This is a genomic window from Bacillus sp. ISL-41, assembly GCF_018613235.1.
Classification (GTDB): Bacteria; Bacillota; Bacilli; order Bacillales; family Cytobacillaceae; genus Mesobacillus.
This window is the reverse complement of record NZ_JAGGQP010000015.1, coordinates 1-7,580: the sequence shown is the minus strand read 5'-3', so window position 1 is coordinate 7,580 and position 7,580 is coordinate 1. Positions and strand designations below refer to the sequence as shown.

The window sequence follows — 7,580 nt, the reverse complement described above, 5'->3', positions numbered from 1 at the left end:
AAAAACTAAGACTGAATGAGATATTTAAAGTAATTGTCAAGAATTAAGGGGTCAGACCGAATGTGGTCGAATTAATTAGAAATGTGGTCGAATTAATCATTTTTTCGCCAATAAAATGTTCAGCGCAATAAAATCACACTACTTATCAGCAGGGAATCCCCGCAATCTAGCGAATATTTATCTATCATCCAAAAAAGGGAGCAATTTTACATGAAAAAACGCCATGAAGTGTTGTTCAATCAGCTGGAATCCTATCGCAGCGAGATTTTAGGCGTGCTAGATACGGTTTCTGATGAGGATGTGGAGAAAATTCCTGCTGGCTTCAACAATAATATCCGCTGGAACCTTGGGCATATTTACCTTGATCAATATTTATGGATTCAGGCGGTCACCAAGGAACCGGCAGATGTCCCGGAGGAGTTTAAAACATGGTTTGGCTACGGCACCTCTCCCGCCAATTTTACCGAGGAAACACCAACCGTCAGTGACTTAAAAGAGTTGCTAGAAACACAGCCTGCTAGAATAAAAGAATCCTATGGTGACCGATTGGAAGATGAATTCCCTCCAACCGAGATGGGCATGCATACAATCGAACAAGTCCTGGTCCGGACGATTTTCCATGAAGGCATGCATTTACAGACAATCCTTGATATTAAAAAATGCATATAAAAAGCAAAGAGCACTTCCGCTCTTTGCTTTAACTTACTGATAAATATGCACAAATGGTTCGTCCTGATCAGGTTTTTTCACGATCAAGGCTTCCTGTCCCAGTACGGATGATACGCTCACCTGTACGGAAATATAGTTAGGAAAGTGCTCCATGACCAGTCCCGTTACATACTGGGTGAAACCAATCGCCTCGGCTTCGCCGTAGAACTGGATCGGTATTTCGATGTTTATTTCCTGAAGCTGGCCATCCAGATAAAAGCCTTTGCCGATGACGCCGTTGAAGTTAGGGAAATATTCCTCAACATCCTGCTTGAAGTTCTGGAAGAATGTCAGGTCATCCCGGTGGTCCTTTTCGGCTTTATCTGACGGAAACAGGATGTATTCTTCTTTTACATCCTTCCAGCTTCCGATATTGTTGCTGCCCTGGGAAACTTCTGCATAGGTGAAAAAGTTGCCAGGAACAACAGAAGATCGGCTTTCCTGTTCAAACAATCCAATCGTAATCGGGACGTTTTTAAGTTCGTCGATTCCTCTTATTCTGTTGATGACTTCCTGGGCAATTTTCTTCCCTTCAGCTTCAAGAACAGATCGGGAAATATTTTTCTCAAATACTGCCCCAAATTCAACCTCTTGATAATAGTGGACGGAATTCAGTGCCAGTCCAATGGCGATGCCGCCAAGCTGATACGTATCCTTTTCCCCTGATTGGACGAGATAGTTATGCTCCAGGATATGTGCTAGATAAATAGGATTCGTTTTATTCTGTTCATGGGCATCGCCATTGCCCGGATTGGCAGGATTCAGGCCCAGGTTTTTTACCGTGATCTTTTTATCACTATTTTCTTTTTTTGCCTTAGCCTTCAATTCTTTTTCCTTGGCCTCAACCTGAGCCGGAGTCATTTCGCGTTCCAGCCAGGATGCTACGGTACTGCTGTCGAGATACTGGCCTTCTTTAAAGACATACTTGTCTGTCGGAAAAGAGTTTTGGGCAACCCTCATCAGTCCGGTCTCGAACTCGGTGATATCATAACGCGTATTCAGATTGTTGACGACCATGCCGCGAGCTTCCCCAGGCTCGAACGGCATAATGGTACGGTAGTATTTGTCCGAAATTTTATATTTCGGTATAATCGCTTTTTCCTTTGTTTCATCATCCTTCTCCTGGACGACCTCTTCCTGCTTTTGAAAATTAGGGGCACAGGCCGTCAGCAAAAGGACAAGAGATAGAGCGACCATTGAGAGCTTCCTCATGGCGTGTACACCTCTTATTTATTTAATTCTTCAAGCATTCTCTCCTCGTTCCACACTTCAATCCCCAGGCTTTCTGCTTTTGTCAGCTTTGAACCTGCGTCTTCTCCGGCAATGAGTAAATCTGTTTTCTTGCTGACGCTGCCGGCTACATTGCCGCCGAGCGCCTCGATTTTTTCTTTTGCTTCGTTTCGGCCCATTTGCTCAAGCTTCCCGGTCAACACGATTGTTTTACCGGCAAAAAATGAATCCGATTCTTCAGCGGTAACCTTCTTAGGTCCTTTGTATTCCATATTGACGCCGACAGCCTTCAACTCGGAAACCAGTTCCTTCACTTCATCGTTGCCAAAATAAGTGACGATGGAGTCGGCCATTTTGTCGCCGATTTCATTGATAGCCGTCAATTCTTCTTTCGTTGCCTTCATCAGGTGATCCATTGTTTCAAATTCCTGAGCCAAAGTCTTTGCGGCTTTTGCCCCAACTAGACGGATACCGAGTCCGAACAATAGCTTTTCCAGTGAATTATCCTTCGTCGCTTCGATTGCTGACAGCAAATTATTGACAGACTTCTCGCCCATTCGCTCAAGAGCCAGAAGCTGCTCGCGTGTCAGCTTATAAATGTCGGCTACATCCTTGATCAGCTCTTGTGCAAACAACTGGCTGACCACTCTCTCTCCGAGTCCGTCGATATTCATCGCATCGCGGGAAACGAAGTGGATCAAGCCTTCCCTGATTTGTGCAGGACATTTCGGATTGATGCAGCGAAGTGCGACTTCGCCTTCAATCCTGACAAGCTCGCTGCCGCATTCAGGGCATTCTGTAGGCATGTGGAACTCGACTTCATTCCCTGTGCGCTGCTCGGCAAGGACATTGACAACTTCAGGGATAATATCTCCTGCTTTTTTAATGACGACTTTATCACCGATTTTAATATCTTTTTCCCGGATCAAGTCTTCATTGTGCAAGGAAGCACGGCCAACTGTTGTACCAGCTACCTGGACTGGCTCAAGAATGGCGGTTGGCGTAACGACACCTGTGCGGCCAACGCTCAATTCAATCTCCTTCAAAGTCGTTACGACTTCCTCGGCAGGGAACTTATAGGCGACCGCCCAGCGCGGACTCTTCGCCGTCGTTCCAAGCTCAGCCTGCTGGTCGAGTGAATCAACCTTGATTACAATCCCATCAATATCGTATGGCAAGTCCGGGCGCTTTTCGACCCAGCTGTTCACATACTCGATGACACCTTCAATGCTGTCGACCTTCCGGCGCTCTTTATTGGTTTTGAATCCGAGCTTCTCCAGATAATCCAGTCCCTCGCTATGTGCGCGGATGCCGGTATCACCGACATTTGCAATACCATAGAGGAATACATCCAGATTCCTTGACGCCGCGATTTTAGGATCAAGCTGGCGAAGGGAGCCAGCGGCCGCATTACGCGGATTAGCGAAAGGCTCTTCATCGCGCTCTTTCCTTGCCTTGTTCAATGCTTCGAATGATTTCTTCGGCATGAACGCCTCACCGCGGACTTCGAGTGAAACAGGTTCCTTCAGGCGGATTGGCAAAGAACGGATCGTCTTCAGGTTAGACGTAATATCCTCACCAGTCGTTCCATCGCCACGGGTCGCACCTCTGACAAGCAGGCCGTCCTCATAAATAAGCGATACTGCCAGACCATCAATCTTCAGTTCGCATACATATGCAATATCTTCGCCAACACCCTGGCGGACACGGCGGTCAAAATCGCGCAGGTCCTGCTCATCGAAGGCATTTCCCAGGCTCAGCATCGGAATCGCATGCTGCACCTTGTTGAACATCGTTAAAATCTCGCCGCCAACACGCTGTGTAGGAGAGTCGGGAGTCTGCAGTTCAGGGAATTGCTCCTCGATTTCAATCAGTTCCCTCAAAAGCCTGTCATACTCCGCATCCGGAACCGACGGCTGGTCAAGAACATGATATTCATAACTATATTGATTAAGCAGATTTTGCAAATCCTTGGCTTTTCTCTCAGCGCTCTGAAAATCCATAAATCCAGCCCTTTCACAACCGAAAAGCGCAAGCGCCTTGATCAGCAGACAAGTATAAGACGGACAGCTAGAAAGCAGGTGACCGGCTTATGACCTAGGGGACCAAGCGCTGGAGCTAGACAGTATTCAATGTGTTATAAAAAATTGTTTAAGCCTTTGTAATCGGTGCGAACTTAGCCAGCAGACGTTTGATGCCTGTTGGGCTTGGGAAGGCGATATCAAGTTCTGTGCCTTCTCCTGATCCTTTTACGCTGACAACAGTTCCTGTTCCCCACTTGCCATGCTGCGCTTTGTCGCCAACCTTCCAATCGAGGCCTTCGCCGCCGCTTGCAGCTGCAACCGGACGGGAGACAGCACCGCGAGTTGGCATGGACGGTCTTGCTGAAGCCGCAGATCTGCCTCCACTTGCAGGAGCAGGTCTGCCGCCGCTTGTTGGTGCAGGCCTTCTCACTTTCGGAACGGCGTCTTCAACTAAATCAGCCGGTATTTCCTTAATGAACCGTGATTCCGGGTTCATATTCGTACGGCCAAACAGCGTGCGCATCTGTGCATTCGTGATGAATAATTCTTCTTCGGCACGAGTGATGCCCACATAGGCAAGACGGCGTTCTTCCTCCATCTCATCCTCTTCCATCAAGGAGCGGCTGTGCGGGAATACTCCCTCTTCCATTCCGATCAGGAACACAACTGGGAACTCTAATCCCTTGGCTGAGTGCAGTGTCATCAATGTGACGAAGTCTGTTTTTTTCTCGCCGTCATCATCCAGGCGGTCGATATCAGCGACAAGTGCCAAATCTGTCAGGAATGCGACCAGACTCTTGTCTTCACTGCTTTCTTCAAAGCTTTTTGTTACGGTTAAAAATTCATCTATGTTTTCAAGTCGGCTCTGTGACTCCAGCGATTTTTCAGCTTTCAGCATGTCACGATAGCCTGTTTTATCAAGGACTTCCTCCACAAGCTCCGTCACGGACAGATATTCCTGCTGGTGAGTGTAATTGCTGACCAGGTTGCGGAATTCTGCCGCAGCTTTTTCCGCTTTCGGGCTCAGGCCGATCATTTCAATTGTCTCCAATGCCTGGAACATCGACAAATCATGCATTGCCGCGAAGTTGGCGATTTTATCAATCGAGGTTGAACCAATCGCACGCTTCGGAACATTGATGATCCTCTGCAAACTGATATCATCATCAGGGTTCGAAATCAAGCGAAGGTAGGCAAGGATATCCTTGATTTCCTTCCTGTCATAGAATTTGATGCCGCCGACGATGGAGTAATCGATGTTCGACTTCAGGAAAGATTCCTCGATTACACGGGACTGGGCGTTCGTACGGTAAAGAATCGCGATATCAGACAGCTTGCGGCCATTGCGAAGCTGCTCCTGGATTTTGCCGATGACAAACTGCGCCTCGCCCTGTTCGCTGTCCGCGCGATAGTACATGATTTTGTTACCCTCTGGGTTCTCTGTCCAAAGGTTTTTCGGCTTGCGGTTCATGTTGTTCTGGATGACCATATTCGCCGCCAGCAAAATCTTCTTTGTCGAGCGGTAGTTCTGCTCTAGCAAAATGACACTTGCCCTTGGGTAGTCCTTTTCAAATGAAAGGATGTTCGTGATATCAGCACCGCGCCAACGATAGATCGACTGGTCAGAGTCACCGACAACACATAGGTTCTGGAAACGTTGCGCGAGCAATTTTACCAGCATGTATTGTGCCCTGTTCGTATCCTGGTACTCATCGACATGGATGTACTGGAACTTGCGCTGGTAGTACTCCAGCACTTCCGGCACGCGGATGAACAGCGTGATCGTCGTCATGATCAGGTCATCGAAATCAAGCGCGTTATTTTTGCGCAGCCTGCGCTGGTACTCCGTATATACATCGCTGACCTTCTGGGAAAAATAATCCCCCGCCGTCTTCGCATATTCTTCAGGAGTAATCAATTCGTTCTTCGCCGAGCTGATTGTTCCAAGGATCGCACGAGGATCATACTTTTTCGGATCCATATTCTTGTCCTTCAAAATCGACTTGATGACAGACTGCTGGTCAGTCGAGTCAAGGATCGTGAAGTTTCGATTATAGCCAAGACGGTCGATGTCCCTTCTCAAAATGCGCACACACATCGAGTGGAACGTCGAAATCCAGATATCGTCTGCCGCTCCGCCCATCATCTTCTGGATCCTCTCACGCATTTCACGCGCTGCTTTATTCGTAAACGTAATCGCAAGGATGTTATAAGGGTTTACCCCTTTTTCCACCATTAAATACGCAATTCTGTGTGTCAGGACTCTTGTTTTACCAGAGCCCGCCCCTGCCATCAATAGCAAAGGCCCATCCACTGCCTTGACAGCCTTCTGCTGCTCCGGGTTCAAGCCATTCAATAATTTATCCGTTAAAAATTGCACACTCGTCACCACCATACAAACATTTGTTCTTATTTTATCTCATAAAATCCTTATATACAACTTCGTTATTTCTTTGCTGCTGCTACGGTCTTCAATGCCTCATCAAGGTTGCTGTATACTACATTTCCAACGACGATGACATCGGAGTGCCTGCTCATTTCTTCTGCCTGCTGCGCTGTTTCAATTCCGCCACCGTAAAAGAGAACCGTTTTTGCGAGGACGCCTTTGGCTGCTTCCACATACTCAGGATTGCCATATGCCCCGCTGTATTCCAAATAGAAAATCGGCAGGCTGAACATTTTTTCCGCCATCATCGCGTATGCCCGTACATCATCAATCGAAAGCTCCGTCTTCGCATCAGTCAGCTTAGCCGCCTTGCAATCCGGATTCAGGATGCAATAGCCTTCCATTTTCAGCTCGTCCCAATCCATCAGGTCGCCATACTCCTTGACCGCTTCATGGTGCAGGCCGGTGATCCACTGTGGATTGCGGCTATTCAGCACCGTCGGGATAAAATAAAAATCGAATCCCGGTGTGATTGAATCAATCTTCGAAACCTCGAGAATGCATGGAACCGTGTAGCGGCGGACTCGGGACATCAAATCAAGGACTCCTTCAAGAGTGACTCCATCCGTCCCTCCCACCATGATCGCGTCGGTTCCAGACTCGCAAATTCTATCTAATTCTTCATCAGTTATCTCTTTATTTGGATCGAGCTTGAACACATGTCTCCACTCGCGAACATCGTACATCCTTGAATTGCCCCCATTCTATCTATCCATTCCACCATTATAGCATTTGTTGTGTATATATAAAAAAGGAAACATGTGAGAAAAGCGCAAGCGCCTTGGTCAGCCCCGACAAGCGCTGCCCGCCTAAAACGCCACATCGTGTGGCTGGCGGGTTTGCATATCCTGTGCCTTTGAGGGCCGACCGGTGAAGTCGTTCTTTGACTTCATTGGGCAGACCGAAATCGAAAAGTATAGCCGACTGTCCAGAAACACAGAAACTGGAGACTCCGACAAAGAAGCGCTCTTTCTTCTGCCGGCGGAGTTGAAGTTTCGGAGTTTCCAGGAGGCGACACTAGACAAGCGACTCGAGGGGCTAGGCGCTGGAGCTAGACACTGTTCTAAGTGTAATAGTTTTTACTGTATTATAAAGATACCAAAAGCAGCCTGAGCTGCTTTTTCTGTTTTATCCTTTATTTTCCTTGCCGGCAAGTTCTTTAAAGGATTTTA

The 7,580-nt window shown here is 47.6% G+C and carries 5 protein-coding genes; 1 reads left to right on the top strand and 4 read right to left on the bottom strand.

What is annotated here, in order from left to right; genetic code table 11:
- Positions 1-210 precede the first annotated feature (210 nt).
- On the top strand, positions 211-669 hold the full coding sequence (locus J7I80_RS06960) for a DinB family protein (protein ID WP_214736960.1): 459 nt from the start codon (positions 211-213) through the stop codon (positions 667-669).
- Positions 670-702: 33 nt separating this feature from the next.
- On the opposite strand, the gene J7I80_RS06955 is transcribed toward J7I80_RS06960, so the two are convergent.
- The 4 genes from J7I80_RS06955 to pcrB all read right to left on the bottom strand — a co-directional run bounded on the left by J7I80_RS06955 (position 703) and on the right by pcrB (position 7,094).
- Positions 703-1,920, bottom strand: a complete 1,218-nt coding sequence (locus tag J7I80_RS06955; protein ID WP_214736958.1) for a CamS family sex pheromone protein — start codon at positions 1,918-1,920, stop codon at positions 703-705.
- Positions 1,921-1,934: 14 nt separating this feature from the next.
- Positions 1,935-3,941, bottom strand: coding sequence for an NAD-dependent DNA ligase LigA (ligA, locus tag J7I80_RS06950; protein WP_214736956.1), 2,007 nt, complete (start codon positions 3,939-3,941; stop codon positions 1,935-1,937).
- 148 nt (positions 3,942-4,089) lie between these two features.
- Complete coding sequence (gene pcrA, locus J7I80_RS06945; RefSeq protein WP_251027646.1) at positions 4,090-6,357, bottom strand: DNA helicase PcrA; 2,268 nt, start codon at positions 6,355-6,357, stop codon at positions 4,090-4,092.
- 50 nt (positions 6,358-6,407) lie between these two features.
- On the bottom strand, positions 6,408-7,094 hold the full coding sequence (pcrB, locus tag J7I80_RS06940) for a heptaprenylglyceryl phosphate synthase (RefSeq protein WP_214736952.1): 687 nt from the start codon (positions 7,092-7,094) through the stop codon (positions 6,408-6,410).
- Positions 7,095-7,580: the final 486 nt, after the last annotated feature.